Consider the following 19,082-nt stretch of genomic DNA (forward strand, 5'->3'; position numbering starts at 1 on the left):
TCGGGGAGCCTCACTCTGACCTCAGTGCTCTAGCCGGCAGGCCACGGCACCTGCGGCGACCTGTAGTACCCGATGCCCAGTGCGTCCCAGCGCGGGCCCTGCGCCGCGAGCCGCACCTTGTACGCGTCCCAGTCGTGCGTGGACTCGGGCGACCAGCCGAGTTCGGCGATACCGGGCAGCCTCGGGAACGCCATGTAGTCGATGTCCGAGGACGTGCTGATCGTCTCCGCCCACAGCGCCGCCTCGACACCCTGGACGGCCGACGCGGGCGCGCCCGGGAGGTAGTTGCCGGGGTTCCAGTCGTAGGACCGCTGGACCTCGACGTACCCGGCCCAGGAGAGGCCGAGCTTGGTGTCCCGGTTGTACTTCATGTCGACGTAGGACCGGTCGGCCGGGGACAGGACGAGGCCTGTGCCGTTCTGTGCGGCCGCCGCGACCTGCGCCTTCTCGGTCGCGCTGGTCCCGTCGAGACCCCAGTACTGGGCGAGTGCGCCCTTGGCCGGGGTGGCGCCGGTGAGCTGGTGCCAGCCGACCACGGTCTTGCCGTACTTGGCGACGATCGGCTGGACCTTGTCCATGAAGGCGACGTAGTCCGCGTGGCTGGTGGAGTGCGCCTCGTCGCCGCCGATGTGGATGTACTTGCCGGGCGTCATCGCGGCGAGCTCACGGATGACGTCGTCCACGAAGTCGTACGTGACGGGCTTGTTGACGCACAGCGAGCTGAAGCCCACGTTCGTACCGGTGTAGAGCGGGGGCGCGACGCCGTCGCAGTTCAGGTCGGCGTACGAGGCGAGCGCCGCGTTCGTGTGGCCCGGCATGTCGATCTCGGGCACGACCTCCAGGTAGCGCGAGGCGGCGTACCGGACGATCTCCTTGTACTGGTCCTTCGTGTAGGAGCCGCCCTGGCCGCCGCCGACCTGCGTGGACCCTCCGTACGTGGCGAGCTTCGGCCACGAGTCGATCGCGATGCGCCAGCCCTGGTCGTCGCTGAGGTGCAGGTGCAGCTTATTGACCTTGTAGAGCGCGAGTTCGTCGATGTAGCGCTTGACCTGGTCGACGCCGAAGAAGTGCCGGGAGACGTCGAGCATGGCGCTGCGGTAGCCGTAGCGGGGGCTGTCCTCGATGGTGCCGCCGGCGACGCGCCAGGGGCCGGTCTGCGTGGTGTTCTTCTCGACGGCGGCCGGGAGCTGCTGCCGCAGGGTCTGGACGCCGTGGAAGAGTCCGGCGGGCTTGTTGGCGGTGATGGTGACGGCGCCCCGGCCGGACACGAGCCGGTAGCCCTCGGCGCCCAAGTCCGTTGCCTTGCCGTTGAGTTCGAGGCGGATGCCGTCGTCGCCGCCCGAGCCGGTGACGGGCAGGCGGTACCCGGTGGAGGGCCGGAGCACGTCCGCGAGATAGGCGGCGATCTGCCGCGCCTCCGCCGAGTCCTGCTCGACCCGGATCGGCGTCTTGGCGGTGATCTCGTACGCCGTGCCGCCCGGGGTCACCGAGGCGGGGGCGGGCACCACCTGGCCGAGCGGGGTGACGGGCGGTTCGGCGGCCGGGGCGGCGGACGGCGGGGCGGCGCCGAGGGCGGACACCCCCGCGGCCGCGACGAGCAGCAGTGAGCCGAGGAGGCGGGAGGTTCTGCGGCGCTGCTTCTGTTGCTGTCTCACGGACGGTCCCTTCGACGAGCGACGAGGTCGTGGATCGCGGGGGGTTTCACATCTGTGGCATCTGCATCTGTAGCGCGTGCGTCACCATGGGTACCGTCCGCCCCATGCCAGGTCAAGGGTGTAGACCAATTCGCACGAGGCGGACGGTGAAATCCCGTAAGGGTCCGTCAGCGAAATCCGGTACGGGCCGTCAGCGAAATCCCGTACGGGCCGTCAGCCCCGACCGGCCTTCCGCGCGATGACGAACCGGTCGATCTCCTCGCCCGTCTCGGCCAGGCCCCGCACCGTCAGCTTCGCCGTGCGGCCCGCCGGCGCCGGCTCCACGTCGACCCGCAGGAACGAGTAGTTCGTGTACCGCACGCGGGACCAGTCGACGGTGATGTTCTTCTTGCTGCCGTCGGGCTGGACGACGTACGAGGCGAACGGGTCGATCTTCTTCTCGTGGCCCTCGTACGTGTCCTCGACCGGGAACGCGTACAGGCTCCGGCCGGCCGCGCCCGCGGTCACGTAGACGACGCCGTCGGTCTCGGGGTACGCCGTGCCGCCGATCGGCAGCTCCTTGGTGACGCGGTCGCCCTTGAGGACGTCGGTGCGCTCGTAGACGTGGTTGTGCCCGTTGATGACGAGGTCGACGGTGTACTTCTCGAAGAGCGGCACCCACTCCTTGCGCACCCCGCCCTCGGAGGCGTGGGAGGAGGCGGTGCAGTACGCGCAGTGGTGGAAGAAGACGACGATGAAGTCGATGGCGGGGTCGGCGCGGAACTTCTTCAGCTGGCGCTCGAACCACGTGGTCTGCGTGCCGCCGGAGAGGCCGAGGTTGGCCGGGATCTCCCAGGAGACGTCGTTCGCGTCGAGGGAGACGATCGCCGTGTTGCCGTGCACGAAGGAGTAGACGCCGGGCAGGTTCTTCGTGTCGGGCCCGTTGTCCGGCAGCGTGAAGCGGGCCTCCTGGCTGCCGTAGCCGTGCGGCGCGTACCAGGCCTCCATGTCGTGGTTGCCGTACGCGACCATCCACGGCACCTGCTTGGCGACGGTCTCGGTCTGGGCGAGGAACTGGTCCCAGATCCGGGCGTCGAACGTGTCACTGGTCCGGCCGGAACCGGACGGGTCCGCGTAGGCGATGTCACCGGCGTGCAGATGGAACGCCGGGTTCTGAGCCAGGATCAGGCTGTCGTTGGCCAGCGCGTGGTAGCTGACGCCCTGGTCGCCGAAGGCCGTGAACGTGAAGGGCTCGGAGCGCGCGGGAGCCGTCGTGAACGTACCGAGCGTGCCGGCCAGGTGCGGCGCCGCCGGGTCGAAGCCGTCGTGGCCGACGCCGTAGTAGTACGTGGTGCCGGGGCGCAGCCGGGTCAGCTGGGCGTGCAGGTAGTACTGCGTGTGGTCGGAGCCGGTGCCGACGCCGGCCGGGGTGTAGAGGGGCCGGACCTCGGCCTGGATCTTCCGCGAGAGGTCCCAGGGGTGCGCGCCGACGCGGATGTACGGGTTCTTGACGGCGACCGGGACCTGCCAGGAGACGGTCATCTCGGTGCTCGCGTCGGCGCCGTAGGCGAGGTGCCGGGCGAAGGGCGCGACGAGCGCGCCGTCGACCTTCGGGGCGGCGGGCACGGCGCCGGGGGCGCGTCCGGTCTGCGTGGGGACGGCGGCGGAGGCCGCGCCGGGCACGAAGGCGCCGCCCGCGATCGTGCCGAGGGTGACGGCGCCGCCGCGCATCATGGTGCGGCGGGAGAACTTGCTGCGCAGGTACTCGTGCTGCTCGGCCATGCTCATCTTGTCGGCGAGCTGCTCGGGTACGCCCATGCGGGGAATGTCCATGACCGGAAAAGTTGCCCGAGCCACCCGTACCGGCCGGGTACGACACGTGAACGCGCGGGTAACAAGCGGCATGGTGCGCCTGAAGAGTGTGAACCTCCGGTAACCCCAGTCGTCCGAGAACCCCTGTTTTCCTCCCCACAGCGCACCCCTGCCCGGAATCGGGCAGAATTCTTGCGAACGGTCCGCACTTCCTCCAGGATCATCCGGGTGCACGACGAACTTGTTGATCATCTGACGCGCAGCTCGCCCCTGAACCGGGGCGAAGCGCTGCGGGTGATCCAGGACGTGCTCGCCTACTTCGACGAGACGACCGAGGTGTACGTCCGTCGCCGCCACCGCGAGCTCCAGGCCCAGGGCCTGGTGAACGCGGAGATCTTCGAACGGATCTCGGCGGACCTGAAATACCGCGCGGTCGCGCCGCCCGAGCTGTCCCTCAGGCAGCTGCGGCGCATCGTCTACGGCTAGAGGGGATCAGCAAGATATGTGCGGAATTGTCGGTTACATCGGTAAGCGTGACGTGGCGCCGCTGCTGCTCGAGGGCCTGCAGCGCCTGGAGTACCGCGGCTACGACTCCGCGGGCGTCGTCATCACCAGCCCGAAGGCCAACGGCCTGAAGATGGTGAAGGCCAAGGGCCGCGTCCGTGACCTGGAGGCCAAGGTGCCCGCCCGCTTCAAGGGCACCACGGGCATCGCCCACACCCGCTGGGCCACCCACGGCGCCCCGTCCGACGAGAACGCGCACCCGCACATGTCCGCGGACGACAAGGTCGCCGTCGTCCACAACGGCATCGTCGACAACGCCGCCGACCTGCGCGCCAAGCTCGTCGCCGAGGGCGTCACCTTCCTCTCCGAGACGGACACCGAGGTCCTCACCCACCTCATCGCCCGCTCGGCCGCCGAGAAGCTGGAAGACAAGGTCCGCGACGCGCTCCGCGTCGTCGAGGGCACGTACGGCATCGCCGTCCTGCACGCCGACTTCCCGGACCGCATCGTGGTGGCCCGCAACGGCTCCCCGGTCGTCCTCGGCATCGGCGAGAAGGAGATGTTCGTCGCCTCGGACATCGCCGCGCTCGTCGCCCACACCCGCCAGATCGTCACCCTCGACGACGGCGAGATGGCCACCCTCAAGGCCGACGACTTCCGCACCTACACGACGGAGGGCACGCGCACGAACGCGTCGCCGACCACCGTCGAGTACGAGGCCGCGTCCTACGACATGGGCGGCCACGACACGTACATGCACAAGGAGATCTTCGAGCAGCCGGAGGCCGTCGACCGCGTCCTGCGCGGCCGTATCGACGAGCGCTTCTCCACCGTGCACCTGGGCGGCCTGAACCTCGACGCCCGCGAGGCGCGCAGCGTCCGCCGCGTGAAGATCCTCGGCTGCGGCACCTCGTACCACGCGGGCCTCATCGGCGCGCAGATGATCGAGGAGCTGGCCCGCATCCCCGCGGACGCCGAGCCCGCCTCCGAGTTCCGCTACCGCAACCCGGTCGTCGACCCCGACACCCTGTACATCGCGGTCTCCCAGTCCGGTGAGACGTACGACGTGCTCGCCGCGGTGCAGGAGCTGAAGCGCAAGGGCGCCCGCGTCTTCGGCGTCGTGAACGTCGTCGGCTCGGCGATCGCCCGCGAGTCGGACGCCGGTGTCTACGTGCACGCCGGCCCCGAGGTCTGCGTCGTCTCGACCAAGTGCTTCACCAACACGACGGTCGCCTTCGCGCTCCTCGCGCTGCACCTCGGCCGCATCCGCGACCTGTCCGTCGCCGACGGCAAGCGGATCATCGAGGGCCTGCGCAAGCTGCCCGAGCAGATCACCGCGATCCTGGAGCAGGAAGAGGCGATCAAGAAGGTCGCCGAGGAGTACGCCGACGCCCGCTCGATGATGTTCATCGGCCGTGTCCGTGGCTACCCCGTCGCCCGCGAGGCCTCGCTCAAGCTCAAGGAGGTCTCGTACATCCACGCCGAGGCCTACCCCGCGTCCGAGCTGAAGCACGGCCCGCTCGCCCTGATCGAGCCGGCGCTCCCGACGGTCGCGATCGTCCCGGACGACGACCTGCTGGAGAAGAACCGCGCCGCCCTGGAGGAGATCAAGGCCCGCTCCGGCCGCATCCTCGCGGTCGCACACCAGGAGCAGGAGAAGGCCGACCGCACGATCGTCGTCCCGAAGAACGAGGACGAACTCGACCCGATCCTGATGGGCATCCCCCTCCAACTCCTCGCCTACCACACGGCGTTGGCCCTCGGCAGGGACATCGACAAGCCCCGCAACCTGGCGAAGTCGGTAACGGTGGAGTAGTAACGGGGGTTACTGGCGGGGGCCGTTGGCCGGGCGGCTCACATTGCGCTCCCCAAGCAAGCGCCCCTTAAGGGGCGCGGGGAACTGCGCGACAAGCCCCCACCGGGCCCGCACCCGACACCGAACCAAAGAACGGGTCCCCGCACGCTCCAAGAAGCGTGCAGGGACCCGTTCTTATATGGGGGGCCGGAGCGCCCAATCTCCGGCCCCCGCTGTCAGCCGGCAGCCGTCACACCCCGACCAGCAGCACGCCCAGGCATAGCGGTAGGCAGATGCCCCATCGCGGCGGTAGCCGCGTACCACACCAGCAACCCCCCGACCGCAGCGAACCAGCCCCCCACCTTCGCCAGCCCCACCGTGCCGCCGAACGAGGCGATCGCCATCAGCACCAGCGCCACACACAGCGCCCCGTAGGACGCCCGCACCATGGACCCCGAACCGGCGGCGCCGAGCGTCAGACTCAGCGCCAGCATCGCGAAGAGCAGCATGAACAGCCCTTGCGCGTTGGCCGACATGGCGTGCCCGGCCGTGACACCCCACGTGAACCAGAACGCCCCGAGCGAGGCGAACGCCGTACCCGTCGACGCGTCGTCGGCGCGGTAGGCGAGCAGCCCGGCGACGAACAGCGCGACGCCTCCGACGTACGTCGCGAGGGACACGGCGTTCGCGGCCGTCACGCCGCTGATGACTTCGGTGTGGCCGAGGCCGAAGGCCAACAGGGTGAGTCCGAGGGCGAGATGACCGAGAGTGGAGGTGGTGCTTCCCGCGGAGACGTCTTTGTCCACGGCGGGCTCCCTTCGTGCAGGTGCAGTTGTGCTGCGCGCGATGCCGGGCTCCGTGTATGACCCAGCTACCGATATGTACCCTTCACAAAGGCACAAAGCACCTCTACGCACGAGTAGCTTTCGCTGTTTTCAGCGCGTCGACCGAGGCCGACAGGCCGTCATCTCACCTGACCCACATGGGAGTTACGGGACCTACGGGATGACGATGACGGGCCGCCGCGCGCGCCGCGCGAGCCGTCCCGCGACCGAGCCGAAGAGCCGGCCGACGAGCCCGTGCGTGGAGCCGACGACGATCGCGTCGGCCTCGTACTCATGGCCCACCTCTTCGAGTTCGTGGCAGATGTCACCGCCGCGCTCGACCAGGATCCAGGGCACTTCGGACAGATAGTCCGCGCAGGCGAGCTCCAGACCGAGCACCTCGGTGCGGTGGTCCGGTACGTCGACGAAGACCGGCGGCTCACAGCCCGCCCACACCGTGGTGGGCAGCCGGTTGGCGACATGGACGATGATCAGGCCGGAGCCCGAGCGGTGGGCCATCCCGATCGCGTAGGCGAGGGCCCGCTCGCTGGAGGTCGAGCCGTCGAAACCGACGACCACCCCGTGCTTGAAGGCGGGATCGCAGGACTGGCGTGCTTCTTCCGCCGCCTGCGGGGTCGCCGTGTGATCGGCGACCTGCCGCTTGCGGTCCGCGGGTTCAAAGAATTCGTGACCGGCCATGGATATCTCGGCGATTAGATCCTCTGGATCCTCGGCGGATCCTCAGGTGGGAGGGACGTCAGGGAGCGGCGGAGCCGTGTCCGGGAATCATCTTCCCAACCACATACCCCCAAGGGTACGGCGACACTCCTCCTCTGCCCAGAGTCGTCTGCCCGGCTCGGCGCACGCTCCGCGGCGTTCAGGGGAGCATGCCCGAGGCCGCGCCCGTATGGCAATGCTCGCTGCCTCGTACAGACGGTTTGCGTGCGGTCGGGCGCGCTCTTTCCGGCCGAGTGACCGCTCGGACAGCCACGCGTTGAACGTACGTACCCACAGCCACAGGGAGCGCATCTTGCCCGGACCGTCCATCGCGTATCCGCCAGCCCCGTCCGTCGACGACCGGCGGGCGCCCGAGGGCCTGCGGACCGGCGTTCCGGAGCCCCTGCCGGAGGAGGTGCGGGAGACCCCCGGGACGGCCGGACCGGACACCGTGAGCGACGTCGTCCGCTGGGCCGCGTTCAGCTGCGTCCTCGTCCCGGTCGTTCTCGTCGGATACGGATCGTCGCTGGCCGGAGCGGCGGGGGCGGCCCTGGGGCTGGCCGCGGTGACCGGGGCCTGCGTGGCTCTGCTGCGGCGGTCGGAGCGCGTCGCGGCCGAGCGTGCGGTGCGGGCGCACGGCCACCGGGGAGGGCGCACAAGGGTGGTACCGGGGGCGCGCGGGGGCGGTCGCCACGGTGGCGGAAGTGCGCCGGTGGACTGACTGGATTCAGCGCACCACCACGTACATTTTCAGCCAACTTCGCCCGGCCGCGCATTTCTTGCCCCCGAGGCCCTCCAACCCCCGCGCCACCAGGCCTGTAAGCACTTGCGATGGCGCCGGCACCCTATGCGGACCGGCCACTGAGTTGAGGCGCACTTCCCCGCAAGACGCCCCGGTGCCACGCTTCGTGATCGAATGCTTCACGCCAAGTTGCCATGTCGACAATGTGCCGGATCCTCAACTGGTCACGCCGGGACCACCGGACACAGTAGATTCGATCATGACTGTCCATCGGCGGGGGACTTTGCAGGACCGAGGGGAAACGTGCTGGAGCGACAAGCCCGACACACGAGTAAGGGCGACGCGACCACCGAGGGGGGCTTAGCCGGATGAGCCACGACTCCACTGCTGCGCCGGAGGCGGCGGCTCGGAAGCTCTCCGGGCGCCGCCGCCGGGAAATAGTCGCGGTGCTGCTGTTCAGCGGCGGACCCATCTTCGAAAGTTCGATTCCGCTCTCTGTGTTCGGCATCGACCGCCAGGACGCGGGCGTCCCGCGTTACCGGCTGCTCGTCAGCGCCGGCGAGGAAGGTCCGCTGCGCACGACGGGCGGGCTCGAACTGACGGCGCCGCACGGACTCGACGCGCTCTCCCGGGCCGGCACGGTCGTCGTGCCCGCGTGGCGGTCGATCACGTCGCCGCCCCCGGAGGAAGCCCTCGACGCGTTGCGCCGGGCGCACGAGGAAGGCGCCCGCATCGTCGGCCTGTGCACCGGAGCGTTCGTGCTCGCCGCCGCCGGCCTGCTCGACGGCCGCCCCGCGACCACGCACTGGATGTACGCGCCGACCCTCGCCAAGCGCTATCCGTCGGTCCACGTGGACCCGCGCGAGCTCTTCGTGGACGACGGAGACGTCCTGACGAGCGCCGGGACCGCGGCCGGTATCGATCTGTGTCTGCACATCGTGCGCTCGGACCACGGGAACGAGGCGGCCGGCGCGCTGGCCCGCCGGCTCGTGGTCCCGCCGCGCCGCAGCGGCGGTCAGGAGCGCTACCTCGACAGGTCTTTACCTGAGGAGATCGGCGCGGACCCGCTCGCCGAGGTCGTGTCGTGGGCCCTGGAGCACCTCCACGAGCAGTTCGACGTGGAGACCCTGGCCGCGCGCGCCTATATGAGCCGCCGCACCTTCGACCGCCGGTTCCGCTCCCTGACCGGGAGCGCGCCCCTGCAGTGGCTGATCACCCAGCGGGTGCTGCAGGCCCAGCGGCTCCTGGAGACCTCCGACTACTCGGTCGACGAGGTCGCCGGGCGCTGTGGCTTCCGTTCGCCGGTCGCCCTGCGCGGGCACTTCCGGCGCCAGCTCGGCTCGTCGCCGGCCGCGTACCGCGCGGCGTACCGGGCGCGCAGACCGCAGCAGGAGAAGCCGCTGGAGGTCGTGGCCGCGGTCGGGACGGAGACCCCGCTCCCGTCGCAGTCCCGCCGGTCCGCGACGGCCGGTGCCTTCGCGGCTCCCGCCGCGTCACTCGCGACAGAACCGGGCAAACCCGGCTCGGACGCGTATGCGCCGGGGCGCGCGAGTCTGCCGGGTCCGAGGAGTGCGCCGTAGGGTTGGGCGCATGAACGATCGCATGGTGTGGATCGACTGCGAGATGACCGGGCTCTCGCTGGCGAATGACGCGCTCATCGAGGTGGCCGCACTGGTCACCGACTCTGAGCTGAACGTACTCGGCGACGGTGTGGACATCGTGATCCGCCCGCCGGACGAGGCCCTGGAGACCATGCCCGAGGTGGTGCGGCAGATGCACACCGCCTCGGGCCTGCTCGACGAGCTCGCGGGCGGCACGACGCTCGCCGACGCGGAGGAGCAGGTCCTCGCGTATGTACGCGAGCACGTCAAGGAGCCGGGCAAGGCGCCGCTGTGCGGGAACTCGGTCGGCACCGACCGCGGATTCCTGCTGCGGGACATGCCGACGCTTGAGGACTACCTGCACTACCGGATCGTCGACGTCTCCTCCGTGAAGGAGCTGGCGCGCCGCTGGTACCCGAGGGCGTACTTCAACAGTCCGGAGAAGAACGGCAACCACCGGGCGCTCGCCGACATCCGCGACTCCATCGTGGAGCTGCGCTACTACCGCGAGGCGGTCTTCGTCCCGCAGCCCGGCCCGGACTCGGACACCGCGAAGGCGATCGCGGCCAAGCACTCCCAGCCTGCGCGGTAGCGCTCCGCGCCGCCTTTTCCGCCCCTGTGTACGGGGTCCGGAAAACGGGTGCGCGAGCACCCCTTCGGACCCTGTACACTTTTTCTCGGCCGGTCGGAAGAACGACAAACGACCGGACATGGTGGGTGTAGCTCAGTTGGTAGAGCACCTGGTTGTGGTCCAGGTGGCCGCGGGTTCAAGTCCCGTCACTCACCCTGAAAAGGGTCGAAGGCCCGATCTGCGAAAGCAGGTCGGGCCTTCGTCATGTCCGCGCGCGTACGCTGGCGAATGTGGCCGCTGAAACCGGCAAGGACATGCTCGCCGCCTGGTCGGAGTATCTCGATGAGTTTCGGGGTGAGGTGGAGGCTCAGCTGACCGGTGGGCCGGATGAAGGGGCGCTCTCCTTGAAGGCGCTCAGCTTCTACGAGGATGACGATGGCGTGTGGGCCGTGGCTGTCGTCGACAGCTTGTGGGTGGACGGGCCTTTCGAGCACAGGCGGCTGGCCATTCCCGCGAGTGGGCCGGACAAGGACGGGTGGCTGGCCGGGACCATCTTCGCGACGTGCCTCGTCGAAGACTTCGACACGGGCCGGGCGCCTCCGTGAGGCAGGCTTCAACGGGTCAAGGCCCCGGTTCGGGAGAACCGGGGCCTTGGTTTTTCCTGTGGGGGGCGCTGGGTACTTGAAGCGGCTTACTTGTACGTGGCGAACGCCTTCTGGAAGGCCAGGGGTTCCTGGGTGATGGAGGAGCAGGTCGGCTGGGCCGAGTTCGAGGCGCCGCCGGGGCATTCCTTGTCGCGGGCCGCGGACCACATCGAGAGCCAGCCGAGGCCCTTCTGCTGGGCGAACTGCACGAGCTGGGTCGCGTCGTCGACCTTGAAGACCTCCACGTTGACGTCGTTCACGCCGATCATCGGGGTGACCGCCACCTTCTTCCAGGCCTCCGCGTCCGAGACCCCGAGCACGCCCTTGACCTGCGCCTGCGTGGCCGTCGCCGCCTGGATCGCGTACGTGCCCATGTCGCCGCTGTACGCGCCGCCGTAGTCCATCGCCATCACGTTGACCGCGGAGACGCCCACGCCGTTCTTCTTCGCGTCGGCGAGCAGGTCGACGCCCGGCTGGGTCAGGCCCTCCGGCATGACCGGCAGCGTGAACGAGACGTCGAGGCCCGGGTGGGACTTCTGGAGGGCCGCGATGGCCTGCGCCCGCCGGGAGTTCGCCGCCGTGTCCGGGAGCGCGCCGCCCTCGATGTCGAAGTCGACCTTGGTCAGCTTGTACGCGTCGATGACCTTGCCGTACGCCTTCGCCAGTTCGTCCGCCGTCGAGCAGGCGAGGCCCAGCTCCGAGCCGGCCGCGCCGCCGAACGAGACCCGCACGTCGCCGCCCTGGGCGCGGAGCGCGCCGATCTGCGCGGCCACCTTGTCGTCGCCGAGCGCGGTCACGCCGCCCCAGAGCGGGTTGCAGCCGCCGCCTGAGGTGATGAAGGCCAGGTTGAACTCCTTCACCCCGGCCTTGGCGGCCGTGTCGAGGAGGTCGTAGGCCGGGTAGAGGGAGGTGTCTACGAAGGGGGCGAACTTGGCGGCGGAGGCCGAGCCGGGAGGCGTGGAGGTGGGGGTGGGGGTGGGCGTAGAGCTGGCGGTCGGGGTGGGGGTGGCCGTCGGCTTCGGCGTCGCCGTCGGGGTCGGTGACTCCGTCGGGCGGCCGCTCGGCTGGGGTGTCGCGCCGTCGTCCACCGAGCACTTGGCGCCGTTGATCAGACAGCCCGTCGGGTCCGCGTCGCCGTTCACTACGAAGCCGACCGTCACCGACTTCCCGGCTGCAAGGCCCACGCTGTCCCAGGAGGCGGGCTTCACCGTGACGTGCTGCCCGGAGACGGTGGACTCCGCGTTCCACAGCGAGCTGAGCTTCGTACCGGACGGCAGGTCGAATTCGAGCTTCCAGGCGCTCTGGGGCGCGCCGGTGTCGTTCGTGACGACGTACTGGGCCGTGTACCCGCCCGACCACTCGCTGGTCTTCGTGTACGCGGCGTCGACGCCCGCGGCCTGCGCGGTCCCCGCGAACAGGTACGCGCCGCCGCCCACGACCGCCGCGGCGACGAGCCCGCCGATCACCTTGTTCCTGCCGCTGACCCTGCGCCGGTGCGTGCTGCTCATCGCGTGCCTGCCTTAGCTGTACGGGGGTGGGGTGCGGCAGCACGCTAGCGACCGGGAAACCGGCAAATGGGGTACGAGGGAAGGGCGTTGAGGTTCTTAGGGCGGGCTTAAGGGAGAGATCGGGAGCGATTAAAGGTCGAGACCAATCCCGGAACGGAGGGGGTCCGGCCGGTTACGCAGAGACAGTAGGCGCAGAGACACCCGGCGCCGGGACCCGCCCCGATGCCCCCGCCTCCCCTGCTCGGGCCCGCGTCCGTCCAGCTGCACCCAGATCCGTACCTCCGTGCCCCCGAGCACCGACGACCCGATCCGTACGTCACCGCCCGTCGACTCCGCGAGGCGCCGCACGATGTCGAGCCCGAGTCCCGTGGAGCCGTCGCTGCCCGAGCCGCGCCCGCGCGCCATCGCCGCGTCCGGGTCGGGGATGCCGGGGCCCGCGTCGGAGACGAGCACGATCACGGCGTCCTCGGCGGTGTGCACGTCGACGGCGAAGGCGGTGCCCTCCGGGGTGTGCCGGAAGACGTTGCCGAGGAGCGCGTCGAGGGCGGCGGCCAGCTCGCCGCGCGCCACCGGGATGCGTACGGGCCGGTCGACGCCCGCCAGGCGCACCTTGCGGCCCTCGTCCTCGGCGAGCGCCGACCAGAAGTCCATGCGCTCGCGGATCACCTCGGCGGCGTCGCACCCGGCGCCCGGACCGGCGGCGGCCGTCTGCGGCTTGGCCTCGCGGGCGGTCCGGATGATCGTGTCGACCTCGCGCTCCAGCTGCTCGACGGCGGCCCGCGTCTGCTCGGCGGCGGGCCCGTCCCCGAGCGAGGCCGCGTTGAGCCGGAGCACGGTCAGCGGCGTACGGAGACGATGAGACAGGTCGGCTGCCAACTCCCGCTCGTTGGCGAGGAGTTGTACGACCTGATCGGCCATGGAGTTGAACGCGACGGCGGCCAGGCGCAGTTCGGTCGGCCCGTCCTCGGGCACGCGCGCGCCGAGCTTGCCCTCGCCCAGGTCGTGCGCGGCGCCCACGAGCCGTTGCGCGGGCCGCACCATGCGCACGCCGAGCCGGTCGGCGACCGCGACCGAGCCGATGACGAGCGCGATGCCGACGCCCGCGAGGACGAGCCAAGCGGTCGTGACGCCGTTACTGACCTCGGCCTCAGGCACGTACACCTCGACCACAGCGATCTTGCCGGTGCTCACGGCGATGGGCTGGAGCCAGACGGAGCCGCCCGGTACGTCGAGGGCGCGGGCCCGCTGGATGTGCAGGTCGTTCGCGTCGACGCGCTGCTCGCCGAGGCGGATCTCGGGGTGGGTGCCGTCGGGCGGGACGTACACGGAGACCCGGTCCTCGCCGCCCGTCTGCACGGTGGCGAGCGCGCGGGCGAGTTCGTCGCGGTCGGTGGTGATGGAGAGGGTGGGCCCGAGCGCGGCGGCCGTGCGTTCGGCGTTGGAGAAGGCGCGGTCCCTGGCCATCTCCTTGACGACGAGCGCGAGCGGGACCGCGAACGCGACGACGACCATGGCGGTGACCGCGAGGCACACCTTGACCAGGGCCCACCTCACGCCGCGCCGCCCTCCGGGCCCGGCGGCTCCAGCTTCACGCCGACGCCCCGCAGCGTGTGCAGATAGCGCGGGCGCGCGGCCGTCTCGCCCAGCTTCCTGCGCAGCCACGACAGATGGACGTCGATGGTCTGGTCGTCCCCGTACGACTGCTGCCACACCTCGGCGAGGAGTTCGCGACGCGCGACGACGACGCCGGGGCGGCCGGCGAGGAAGGTGAGGAGGTCGAACTCGCGCCGGGTGAGGTCGAGTCGCGACCCGTCCAGCTCGGCCTGGCGGCGCAGCGGGTCGATGGCGAGACCGCCGACTTTCAACAGGCGCGAGGGAGGTTCGGCAGCCGTGCTGGAGCGCGCGCGGCGCAGCACGGCCGCCATCCGCGCCGACAGGTGCTCGGGCGAGAACGGCTTGGTGAGGTAGTCGTCGGCGCCGTCGTTGAGCAGCCGGACGATCTCGGTCTCGTCGTCGCGGGCGGTCGCGATGATCACGGGTACGTCGGTGATCCCGCGCAGCATCTTGAGCGCCTCGGACCCGTCCAGATCGGGCAGGCCGAGGTCGAGGATCACGACGTCGAACCGGTGATGGGCGACCTCGCGCAGCGCCTCCAGTGCCGTGCCGACGCTCCGCACGGTGTGGGAGGCCTCGGTCAGGTGCCGGATGAGGGCCGAGCGCACGAACTGGTCGTCCTCGACCACGAGCACACTTGCCATGGGCGGCACCGTACGCCATACGGGGGACGCCGGGTGGCTTCTTCGCAGGTCCGGGGCAACCTGGGCCCCCAGGGGACACGGGAGTGACGGGTGCGGCAGGATGGCCGCGATGCACCCCCTGCGCAGAGGAATCGTCCACACGGCGGCCTGGCTGGCGGCCACCGGCGCGGCCGTCACGCTGTCGTGGTGGGGCGTGCACACGGTCCTCGCGGGCACGGTCTACGACCCGCCGCGCGCGGTGCCGGTCGCCGCGGGCGCCACCGAGACGCGGTCCCCCGCCAGTCCCGAACCCCCTCCCTCCCCCACGCACTCACCGTCCCCGAGCCGCCCACCGGTCACGCCCCCGAAGACCCCCGCGTCACCGTCACCGACCGCGGCCGGCACTGTGAAGGGCTACACGACACCCGGCGGCCGGGCCGTGTTCGACCTGGGCAAGGAGTCGGCGGCGCTGGTCTCGGCGACGCCCGCGGCGGGCTGGTCGGTGCAGGTGTGGAAGGACTCGACGTGGATCCGCGTCGAGTTCACGTCCGGGACGGACCGGGTGTCGGTGTTCTGCACGTGGCACGACCACGCGCCGAGCGTGGAGATCGCGACGTACTGACGCCCCGCGCACGGGAGTTACCGGAAGACGGACGGCGGGGGTGCGGGGGACGCGACCGCGTCCGCGTCGGTGACGGCGGTCGCGCCGCCCGTGAAGTCCGCGAGAGCGCGCCCGTGTTCGACGCGCGCGGGGTGCGGGTCGCTCGCCGCGCGCCGGGTCAGTTCGGCCACGGGGAGCGGCCGGTCGGAGGCGACGAGGACCGCGTTGCCGAAGCGCTTGCCGCGCAGGACGGCCGGGTCGGCGACGAGGGCGAGTTCGGGGAAGACGGCCGCGGCGGTGGCGATCTGGGCCCGCAGATGCGCGAGGGGCGGCCCGTCGGCGAGGTTGGCCACGTAGACCCCGCCGGCCTTGACCACGCGGCGGACCTCGGTGAGGAACTCGGTGCTGGTGAGGTGCGCGGGCGTACGGGCGCCGCTGAACACGTCGGCTATCAGGAGGTCGGCCCACCCGTCGGGGAGCTTCGCCAGGCCTTCGCGGGCGTCGAGTGCGCGTACGCGGATCCGGGCGCCGGGGTCCAACGGCAGCTCGCGGCGCACCAGTCGGGCGAGCGCCTCGTCCCGCTCGACGACCTGCTGGGTGGAGCGGGGGCGGGTCGCGGCGACGTAACGGGCGAGGGTGAAGGCACCGCCTCCCAGGTGCACGGCCTGCACGGGGCGGCCCTTGTCCACGGCGAGGTCGATGACATGACCGATCCTGCGCTGGTACTCGAAGTCGAGGTACGCGGGATCGTCCAGGTCGACATGGGACTGCGGGGCGCCGTCCACGAGCAGTGTCCAGGCGCGCGGCCGGTCCCGGTCGGGTATCAGCTCCGCGAGTCCGCCGTCGACGGCCTCGACGACCGCCTCCCGGCCGCCTCGTACCGCTCTGTCCCGCCCGCTCTTCGCCCTCGCCATCCGTCCATTATCGGTGCGAAGACGCAGGTCGGCGCAGCGGCGGTGGGCGAGGGGCACGGAGAGTGCGCGACGGTGGCGCGAGGCGTACGGAGAGTGTCCGGCGGGCCGCCTCAGCGGCGGTTGTCCGCGGCCTCGATCATGCGGGCCGCCTCGTCGAGCGCCGCCCGCAGGACGGCCGGGTCGGTGACCAGATCGGACTCGCCGGGCGGGAGCAGCCAGCCGCCGCCCTCGACCAGGGCCGGTGGTTCATGTCCGCCCTGGGGCGGGGTGTGGGTGCAGGCGCTGCCGGGGACGTCCCAGGCGTCGGCGGTGCCGAGCGGCACCAGGAAGCCGAGGGTGTCGCAGCCTCCGTCATGCAGGACCGGGCCGATGTCCTCGGTGGCGCCGCGGCGCAGGATGTCGATCGCCTCGAATCCCTGCCGGGCCGGGACGGTCACCACGTCGCACGGGACGTCGTCCTCCGGCGGTGCGTCGGGATCCTGGGTCGGCCGGTGCCGCGCTGTGGAAAGTGATGCCTCCAACACGTCAGCCCCTCCTCGCTCTCGCGTACGGGTCGCACGAACTGCGCGCCGGAACGCAACGCTCCGGACCGAAGGTTCAACGTCCGTGAGCGTCAACAGCTACGGCGATCCGCCGCCGCAAAGGATGGCACTTCATGGCAGATGGCGGGGGAGATATCCGGTTTGTTGCTAAACACTGCGTGTCGGAGCGTTTACAGCAGGTACCTTCGTGCCCCGTCGGAACAGGGGTTGCTCTTGGGTCCCATGGCGCTCAACTCCCCGGTGATCCGGCACGGTTCGCACGAGAGGGCCCGGTCATGACGCCGTCACCGGTGGCATCGTCAACGCAGTCCCCGCGGCCGAATCTCGCCTTCAGGCAGCTGCGCGGTCAGCGCTCACCGGGCGAGTTCGCGGCCTCGGTACGACGGGCCGCCCGGGAGATCGGCGAGAGCGTCAGCTGTGACGCCCGGTACATCGGACGCGTGGAGGCGGGCGAGATCCGCTGCCCCAACTACGCGTACGAGCGGGTGTTCCTGCACATGTTCCCCGGACGCTCGCTCACGGATCTGGGCTTCGCGCCCCGCTCGGCCGTCCGCGGCCGCGCGGCACGCCCCGCGGAGCCCGTCCCTCTCCCGCGCACCGAGTACGAGTTCCCGCACCACGACGAGGAGAGCGACGTGCGGCGTCGGTCCTTCATGACCGGAGGGACGGCCACGGTGGCCATCGCCTCTCTCGCACCCTTCGGCATCGCGTCCGACGGCCCGGCGGGTCACACGGCACGGCATCCCGCGGCGGGCGGCGGGCGCGCGGCGTCCGAGGCCGGCGTCGGCGCGGTCGAGGAGGCCATCCGCCGGATCCGGCTGCTCGACGACCGGCACGGCGCCGACGGCCTCTACCGGCGGGCCGCCACTCCGCTGCGTACCGCGTTCGCCCTGCTCGACGCGGGGACGGCGGCGCCCGGCACGGCCGAGCGGCTCCAGGCCGGGGCGGGTGAACTCGCCATCTCCGTGGGCTGGTTGGCGCACGACTCGGGGCGCTTCGACGACGCGCGCTCGCATTACGCGGAGGCGCTGGCCACCTCGCGTATGGCGGGCGATCCGGCGCTGGAGGCGCACGCGTTCTGCAACACGTCCTTCCTCGCGCGGGACGCCGGGCGGCCGAGGGAGGCGGTGCGGGCGGCGCAGGCGGCCACGCGGGTCGCGTCCCGACTGGCCTCGCCCCGGCTGCTGTCGCTGCTCGCGCTGCGCGAAGCGGGCGGCTGGGCGGGGCTCGGGGACCGTACGGGGTGTGAGCGGGCGCTGGCCCGGGCGCAGGCGCTCTTCGCGCGCGGGGAGTCGGACGACGACCCGGAGTGGATGAGTTTCTACGGCGAGGCGGAGCTGGAGGGCCTGGAGGCGCAGTGCTATTCGGCGCTCGGCGACTGGACCCGTGCCGCCCGGCACGCGCGCCGCGCCGCCGCTCTCCAGGACCCGCACTTCACCCGGAACATCGCCCTGTACACGGCGGAACTCGCCGACGACCTGGCGCGTGCGGGCCACCCCGACGAGGCCGCGTACGCGGGGATGCGGGTCCTGCATCTGCTGACGGAGGTGCAGTCGTCCCGCATCCAGTCGATGCTGGCGACCACCGCGCGCGTACTGCTTCCGCACCGCAGGGCGTCGGGGGTCTCGGCGTTCCTGGAGCAGCACGCGGCGGCGCCTCGGGCGGTCTGAGCCCCCGCGTCACCGGCCGGTCAGGTGGCCGGTGTCGTTCCAGGACTCGATCGCCGGTTCCCCGTAGGCCCAGCCGAGGACGGAGAGGGAGGCCGGGTCGAGGCGGACGCGGGCCGCGAAATCCAGCGGGAGGCCGAGCCAGCGCGCGCCGATGGAGCGCAGGATGTGGCCGTGCGCGAACACGAGGGCGTCCCGGTCGGCGGATCTCGCCCAGGCCACGACCTCGTCGGCCCGCGCGGTCACCTGCTCCAGCGTCTCGCCCTCCGGCACGGCGTCCCGCCAGAGGAACCAGCCGGGGCGCCGCTCCTGGAGCTGCGCCGGGGTCAGGCCTTCGTAGGCACCGTAGTCCCATTCCATGAGGGCGTCCCACTCCGTGGCCCGGTCGCCGAAGCCGGCCAGGTCGCAGCTTTCGCGGGCGCGGGCCAGCGGGCTCGTGCGTACCTCGGCGCCGGGGAGTCCGTCGAGCGGGGACCGGTGCAGCCGCTCGCCGAGCAGCTTCGCGCCGCGGCGGCCCTCGTCGAGCATGGGGATGTCGGTCCTGCCGGTGTGCCGCCCGGACAGCGACCATTCCGTCTGTCCGTGCCGGGCCAGCAGGATGCGCGGTGCCATGGGGGACCTTTCCGAGGGCGTGACAAGGGCCGCCCCGCGCCGTGACGTCGGGCCGGGCGTGCCCGCTCACCTCATCATCGCCTCACCTGGGACGCAGGCAACCTGCCGGACGATCAACGCGTCTTGCATGATCGGTAACGCCCCTTCCCGGTGATCA

Annotated in this window: 18 protein-coding genes and 1 tRNA gene; 9 read left to right on the plus strand and 10 right to left on the minus strand. The window is 71.2% G+C overall.

From position 1 onward, the window contains the following. Nucleotides 1-29: 29 nt before the first annotated feature. Nucleotides 30-1,655: a beta-N-acetylhexosaminidase gene (locus tag ABZ893_RS17835; RefSeq protein WP_361404031.1), complete on the minus strand. Its 1,626-nt coding sequence runs from the start codon at nt 1,653-1,655 to the stop codon at nt 30-32. A gap of 213 nt (nt 1,656-1,868) precedes the next feature. Further along, entirely contained in the window at nt 1,869-3,452 is a 1,584-nt protein-coding gene (locus ABZ893_RS17840; RefSeq protein ID WP_361404582.1) for a metallophosphoesterase family protein, read from the minus strand. 222 nt (nt 3,453-3,674) lie between these two features. On the opposite strand from ABZ893_RS17840, the gene ABZ893_RS17845 reads away from it, so the two are divergent. Both ABZ893_RS17845 and glmS read left to right on the plus strand, forming a co-directional pair. Next, entirely contained in the window at nt 3,675-3,932 is a 258-nt protein-coding gene (locus ABZ893_RS17845; RefSeq protein ID WP_361404034.1) for a hypothetical protein, read from the plus strand. A 16-nt stretch (nt 3,933-3,948) separates the two neighbouring features. Further along, on the plus strand, nt 3,949-5,766 hold the full coding sequence (gene glmS, locus ABZ893_RS17850; RefSeq protein WP_361404037.1) for a glutamine--fructose-6-phosphate transaminase (isomerizing): 1,818 nt from the start codon (nt 3,949-3,951) through the stop codon (nt 5,764-5,766). A 215-nt stretch (nt 5,767-5,981) separates the two neighbouring features. On the opposite strand, the gene ABZ893_RS17855 is transcribed toward glmS, so the two are convergent. Together ABZ893_RS17855 and ABZ893_RS17860 are read right to left on the minus strand one after the other, a co-directional pair. After that, nucleotides 5,982-6,551: a GPR1/FUN34/YaaH family transporter gene (locus ABZ893_RS17855; protein ID WP_361404040.1), complete on the minus strand. Its 570-nt coding sequence runs from the start codon at nt 6,549-6,551 to the stop codon at nt 5,982-5,984. A 192-nt stretch (nt 6,552-6,743) separates the two neighbouring features. Then, a complete protein-coding gene (locus tag ABZ893_RS17860) occupies nt 6,744-7,268 on the minus strand; it encodes a universal stress protein (RefSeq protein ID WP_361404043.1) in 525 nt (174 codons plus the stop codon). Nucleotides 7,269-7,689: 421 nt separating this feature from the next. On the opposite strand from ABZ893_RS17860, the gene ABZ893_RS17865 reads away from it, so the two are divergent. From ABZ893_RS17865 to ABZ893_RS17885, 5 genes are all read left to right on the plus strand, one after another. Continuing rightward, on the plus strand, nt 7,690-8,007 hold the full coding sequence (locus ABZ893_RS17865) for a hypothetical protein (protein WP_361404585.1): 318 nt from the start codon (nt 7,690-7,692) through the stop codon (nt 8,005-8,007). A 389-nt stretch (nt 8,008-8,396) separates the two neighbouring features. Continuing rightward, a complete protein-coding gene (locus ABZ893_RS17870; protein ID WP_361404046.1) occupies nt 8,397-9,608 on the plus strand; it encodes a helix-turn-helix domain-containing protein in 1,212 nt (403 codons plus the stop codon). Between the two features lie 10 nt (nt 9,609-9,618). Beyond that, the gene (gene orn / locus ABZ893_RS17875; protein WP_361404049.1) at nt 9,619-10,221 is read left to right on the plus strand and encodes an oligoribonuclease; all 603 of its coding nucleotides are present in this window, start codon (nt 9,619-9,621) and stop codon (nt 10,219-10,221) included. 121 nt (nt 10,222-10,342) lie between these two features. Continuing rightward, nucleotides 10,343-10,415: transfer RNA gene (locus tag ABZ893_RS17880), tRNA-His, on the plus strand. A gap of 75 nt (nt 10,416-10,490) precedes the next feature. After that, entirely contained in the window at nt 10,491-10,805 is a 315-nt protein-coding gene (locus tag ABZ893_RS17885; protein WP_361404052.1) for a hypothetical protein, read from the plus strand. A gap of 86 nt (nt 10,806-10,891) precedes the next feature. Here the strand turns inward: ABZ893_RS17885 and ABZ893_RS17890 are convergent, their stop codons facing one another. The 3 genes from ABZ893_RS17890 to ABZ893_RS17900 form a co-directional block, all read right to left on the minus strand. Further along, nucleotides 10,892-12,352, minus strand: coding sequence for a cellulose binding domain-containing protein (locus tag ABZ893_RS17890; protein ID WP_361404055.1), 1,461 nt, complete (start codon nt 12,350-12,352; stop codon nt 10,892-10,894). 129 nt (nt 12,353-12,481) lie between these two features. Continuing rightward, entirely contained in the window at nt 12,482-13,906 is a 1,425-nt protein-coding gene (locus tag ABZ893_RS17895; protein ID WP_361404057.1) for a HAMP domain-containing sensor histidine kinase, read from the minus strand. Beyond that, nucleotides 13,903-14,610 (minus strand): response regulator transcription factor, encoded by a 708-nt coding sequence (locus ABZ893_RS17900; RefSeq protein WP_361404060.1) that lies wholly within the window; start codon nt 14,608-14,610, stop codon nt 13,903-13,905. The genes ABZ893_RS17895 and ABZ893_RS17900 overlap by 4 nt, the downstream gene beginning before the upstream one ends. A 118-nt stretch (nt 14,611-14,728) precedes the next feature. On the opposite strand from ABZ893_RS17900, the gene ABZ893_RS17905 reads away from it, so the two are divergent. Next, nucleotides 14,729-15,211: a hypothetical protein gene (locus ABZ893_RS17905; protein ID WP_361404588.1), complete on the plus strand. Its 483-nt coding sequence runs from the start codon at nt 14,729-14,731 to the stop codon at nt 15,209-15,211. Nucleotides 15,212-15,228: 17 nt separating this feature from the next. Here the strand turns inward: ABZ893_RS17905 and ABZ893_RS17910 are convergent, their stop codons facing one another. Both ABZ893_RS17910 and ABZ893_RS17915 read right to left on the minus strand, forming a co-directional pair. Continuing rightward, on the minus strand, nt 15,229-16,104 hold the full coding sequence (locus ABZ893_RS17910) for a fused MFS/spermidine synthase (protein WP_361404063.1): 876 nt from the start codon (nt 16,102-16,104) through the stop codon (nt 15,229-15,231). Between the two features lie 110 nt (nt 16,105-16,214). Beyond that, nucleotides 16,215-16,628 (minus strand): hypothetical protein, encoded by a 414-nt coding sequence (locus tag ABZ893_RS17915; protein WP_361404066.1) that lies wholly within the window; start codon nt 16,626-16,628, stop codon nt 16,215-16,217. 293 nt (nt 16,629-16,921) lie between these two features. Here ABZ893_RS17915 and ABZ893_RS17920 point away from each other — a divergent pair, with 293 nt between their 5' ends. Then, complete coding sequence (locus ABZ893_RS17920; protein WP_361404069.1) at nt 16,922-18,316, plus strand: tetratricopeptide repeat protein; 1,395 nt, start codon at nt 16,922-16,924, stop codon at nt 18,314-18,316. Nucleotides 18,317-18,325: 9 nt separating this feature from the next. Here the strand turns inward: ABZ893_RS17920 and ABZ893_RS17925 are convergent, their stop codons facing one another. Continuing rightward, complete coding sequence (locus ABZ893_RS17925) at nt 18,326-18,925, minus strand: histidine phosphatase family protein (RefSeq protein ID WP_361404073.1); 600 nt, start codon at nt 18,923-18,925, stop codon at nt 18,326-18,328. Between the last annotated feature and the right edge of the window lie 157 nt (nt 18,926-19,082).

The sequence above is a fragment of the Streptomyces sp. NPDC046821 genome (assembly GCF_040645335.1).
Taxonomy (GTDB): domain Bacteria; phylum Actinomycetota; class Actinomycetes; order Streptomycetales; family Streptomycetaceae; genus Streptomyces.

Bases quoted from the DNA above. Each gene is read 5' to 3' on its own strand.
- ABZ893_RS17860 (WP_361404043.1), bottom strand. From the start codon at position 7,268: ATGGCCGGTCACGAATTCTTTGAACCCGCGGACCGCAAGCGGCAGGTC.
- ABZ893_RS17925 (WP_361404073.1), bottom strand. From the start codon at position 18,925: ATGGCACCGCGCATCCTGCTGGCCCGGCACGGACAGACGGAATGGTCG.
- ABZ893_RS17840 (WP_361404582.1), bottom strand. From the start codon at position 3,452: ATGGGCGTACCCGAGCAGCTCGCCGACAAGATGAGCATGGCCGAGCAG.
- ABZ893_RS17900 (WP_361404060.1), bottom strand. From the start codon at position 14,610: ATGGCAAGTGTGCTCGTGGTCGAGGACGACCAGTTCGTGCGCTCGGCC.
- orn (WP_361404049.1), top strand. From the start codon at position 9,619: ATGAACGATCGCATGGTGTGGATCGACTGCGAGATGACCGGGCTCTCG.
- glmS (WP_361404037.1), top strand. From the start codon at position 3,949: ATGTGCGGAATTGTCGGTTACATCGGTAAGCGTGACGTGGCGCCGCTG.
- ABZ893_RS17910 (WP_361404063.1), bottom strand. From the start codon at position 16,104: ATGGCGAGGGCGAAGAGCGGGCGGGACAGAGCGGTACGAGGCGGCCGG.
- ABZ893_RS17920 (WP_361404069.1), top strand. From the start codon at position 16,922: ATGACGCCGTCACCGGTGGCATCGTCAACGCAGTCCCCGCGGCCGAAT.
- ABZ893_RS17890 (WP_361404055.1), bottom strand. From the start codon at position 12,352: ATGAGCAGCACGCACCGGCGCAGGGTCAGCGGCAGGAACAAGGTGATC.
- ABZ893_RS17870 (WP_361404046.1), top strand. From the start codon at position 8,397: ATGAGCCACGACTCCACTGCTGCGCCGGAGGCGGCGGCTCGGAAGCTC.